Genomic DNA, 3,272 nt, shown 5'->3' on the forward strand with positions numbered 1-3,272 from the left:
GGCAGATTGACCCCGATCGAGTACGAAGCGATCATGACCACGGCAGCCACTCAGGCCGCCTGACCGAACCCGTCACCAACTCGTGCAGCAGTCCCAGGTTCTTGACCGAGCTGTTCGAGGAAAGCGTTGCACAGCATCAGAGCATCGATGAGTACATGGCGGGAGGTTCCCGAGGAGGCGATGTGCATCGCACCGTTACGGATCTCGACCATGCGGGTCCGTCGGCTCTGGTTGATGGGCAGCGACCCGGTGACAGTCTCGATTCTGCCCAGGAGTGTCTTGAGTCCGACAGTTCGAAGCTTGGGGTCGGTAAGGGTGGGCCGGGTGGCGAGTTTGGCCAGGCTGGCTTCGGCGTCAGGCGACAGGGGTACAACGAGTACGGGGTTCTTCTGCCACAGGACTGCTTTGCCGAGGTGCTCGACAGCCAGTGGTGCCAGGACGGCGACCTTCCCGTACTCGTCCTCGCTCCAGGCGTTCATCGCTTCCTGCATCCATACCGAGGCAGAGGCCGCGAGGTGTTGAACGTCGCGCAGCCGGAGCGCTTCCTCGAACTTGCGACGGTCAGCGGCAGGAGAGGTGTGCTCGCCATCGGACATCAGAGCATCGTCGCATGACGACGGGAGGAACTCTTTCTGATTTCCGGATGAGCGAGCGGTGCCCTCTCCTGCCCGGTACCGCTGGCCGAGCCTGACGGCCTTCACGAATGGCCACTTCCAGCGGTACCGCCCGTTAGAACAAGGGGAGCGACAAGAGGTTGTCTTCCCCCTTGCCGTTGGCGTCGGTCCTGAGGTACGGCTCTTTTCCGGCTTCGCGTACCACTCCGACTTCCACACGGCTGTACGGCCCTTGTACGTAGGCCTTATTGCCCTTGTCCAGCCATTCCGCTGCGTCCGGCTTGGCCATAGAGCCGGTCTTCCCGTCGTGCTCCTGGAGCCACTTCACGTGGGTGATGTGCTCATTCCTGAACCCTCCCGGTGACATGCGCCGATGAGTGAACAAAACCGCCACTTCAACTCCTTCGCTCCTGCAGGTTCTTGAAGGCCCTGTTATAGCAGTTGGATCTGACAAGCCGAGCCCATCTGCTCTGCCGCTGGTTGGCGGTGTTCGGAAATGGATCGTTTTCCGACACTCACCACCAGTCCACCGTCGGTCCTGGCGGTGAGTGTCGGCAACTCGCGTCGGAAATCAACGTCGCAAAACCCGTGCGAGCCGGTATTTTCGACGCATGCTGATCGGGTACGGGCGAATCTCCACCGCCGAGCAGAACGCCGACCACCAACGCGACGCCCTCATCCGCGCCGGCGTGCACGAGCGCGACGTCCACATCGACGTCGCCTCCGGCGCCAAGGCCACCCGCCCCCAGCTCGACCTCGTGCTGCGCATCGCCCGTGACGGCGACACCCTCGTCATCACCCGCCTGGACCGGCTCGGCCGCTCGATGCTGCACCTGGTCACCCTCGGCGCCGAGCTCCGCGAGCGTGGGATCGGGTTGAAGGTGATCGAGCAGGGCATCGACACCGACACCCCCGAGGGCCGGGCCATGTTCGGGATGCTGTCGGTGCTCGCGGAGTTCCAGCGCGAGCTCATCGTTGCCAACACCCACGACGGCCTGGCCGCCGCCCGGGCCCGCGGGCGCCGCGGGGGCCGGCCGCCGAAGCTCTCGGCGGATCAGGCCGCGCTGGCGCAGCGGCTCTATGACGAGGGTGCTCACACCGTGCAGCAGATCGCCGACATCGTCGGCGCCGGGCGCACCACCGTCTACGGGCACCTCACCAAGACCGCCGGGGGCGCCCGGCCCCGCCCCGGCACCATCCGGGCGAGCATCGCGAGCCCGGGTTCCCCGCGCGCCGCCGAGCCGGGTGCTGCCGCGGGTTCCCCGCGCGCCGCCGAGCCGGGTGCTGCCGCGGGTTCCCCGCGCGCCGCCGAGCCGGGTGCCCCGACGGAGCTGGGCACCGCGGTGCTCTCGCCGGAGGCAGTGCAGCGGGTGGTCGCCGTCGAAGCGATCCTCGCGCCGGCGACCGCCGTCAGCGGCACGGCGCTGCCGCTGGCGGACATCGCGCAGCGGCCGCACCGCACGTCCGGGCGCGGTCGGACCCGGCGGGTGGAGCCGTGCCCGACCTGCGGGACCGAGCCCAGCCGGGCCTACGGCCCGCTGCAGCTGGCCGCCGATGTGGCGTTCCGCTGGTACGAACTCGACACCTCCGACGACAACCGCGGCGGGCTGATCGCGACCCGGCACTGCGCCGAATGCCAGCCCGCTCAGCGGTTCCCGATCGCCTGCGGCGACCCGGACTGCGAGGAAGGGCCCTTGCTCGGCGGGGAACTCGCCGCTCGGACCCGCGCGGCCGGCGGCCGGGTGCCCGAGGTCGTGCTGCGGATGCTCAACGGGCGAGGCTGGACCGTCAGCGACGGCGCGCTGCGTTGCCCGCAACACCCTTGACCGGTTCTGGCCTGCCCAGTCCTCGGATAGTTCTCGTAGTTGTCACCATGCGGGGCGCCGGTGAAGCCGGGCGGGGCGGGGAGCTATGCGGCCTTGTCGAGCAGGTCGTCGAGCTGCTCTAGCACTTCCGGGGACAGGACGGTGAGAGCGTGAGTGGTGAAGGTCTGGGGCCCGAGTTCGGTCCGCAGCCCGCGCAGGGCGCGAATGTCGATTGCCGCTTGTGGCACCTTGAGTTCCGCCCGGAGTGCGAGGGCGCGGATGTGCCACACCACAGCTTCACCGCCCAGCCCCCACGCCGACTTCAACTCCCCCATCAGCGAGAACGAAGTGGCTGTGCCAGCACGGTCGCCGAGTTCTTCGAAGACGGTGAGGGTCTGCTGATAACGCCGCTCGGCTTCACCACAATCCCCCCGATCCTTGGCGAGGACCCCCAACCGACCGTAGTTGGCGGCAGCCACCTGTAGAGATCGGCCCAGCGCGGATTGATACACCTCGGGGCGTTGGGTGGCCAGCGTCCGGCGGAGCTGGACGGCTTCCTCGATGGCGGTCAGGGCCTCTTCGGCGCGGCCGAGCCCGCCGAGCCGGTTCGCGAGGTTGTTCAGGCTCGTGGCGAGGTCGGGCAGGTAGGCGTCGGGGCGCTGGGTGGCCAGCGTCCGGTAGAGCTGGACGGCTTCCTCGATGGCGGTCAGGGCCTGCTCGGCGCGGCCGAGCCCGCTGAGCCGGTTCGCGAGGTTGTTCAGGCTTCCCGCGAGGTCGGGCAGGTAGGCGTCGGGGCGCTGGGTGGCCAGCGTCCGGCGGAGCTGGACGGCTTCCTCGATGGCGGTCAGGGCCT

Annotated in this window: 4 protein-coding genes; 1 reads left to right on the forward strand and 3 read right to left on the reverse strand. The window is 68.6% G+C overall.

The features are described 5' to 3' along the window. Positions 1-50: 50 nt before the first annotated feature. Together ACFUUZ_RS31560 and ACFUUZ_RS31565 are read right to left on the reverse strand one after the other, a co-directional pair. Entirely contained in the window at positions 51-596 is a 546-nt protein-coding gene (locus ACFUUZ_RS31560; protein WP_378702683.1) for a hypothetical protein, read from the reverse strand. A gap of 133 nt (positions 597-729) precedes the next feature. Further along, on the reverse strand, positions 730-1,008 hold the full coding sequence (locus ACFUUZ_RS31565) for a DUF3892 domain-containing protein (RefSeq protein WP_378702685.1): 279 nt from the start codon (positions 1,006-1,008) through the stop codon (positions 730-732). Positions 1,009-1,225: 217 nt separating this feature from the next. On the opposite strand from ACFUUZ_RS31565, the gene ACFUUZ_RS31570 reads away from it, so the two are divergent. After that, positions 1,226-2,440 carry a recombinase family protein gene (locus ACFUUZ_RS31570; protein ID WP_378702687.1) on the forward strand — a complete coding sequence of 405 codons (1,215 nt, stop codon included), beginning with the start codon at positions 1,226-1,228 and terminating at the stop codon, positions 2,438-2,440. An 83-nt stretch (positions 2,441-2,523) separates the two neighbouring features. On the opposite strand, the gene ACFUUZ_RS31575 is transcribed toward ACFUUZ_RS31570, so the two are convergent. After that, a partial coding sequence (locus ACFUUZ_RS31575) for a tetratricopeptide repeat protein (RefSeq protein WP_378702689.1) occupies positions 2,524-3,272 on the reverse strand: 749 nt, incomplete at its 5' end.

Source organism: Nocardia sp. NPDC057353, from assembly GCF_042667085.1.
GTDB lineage: Bacteria > Actinomycetota > Actinomycetes > Mycobacteriales > Mycobacteriaceae > Nocardia.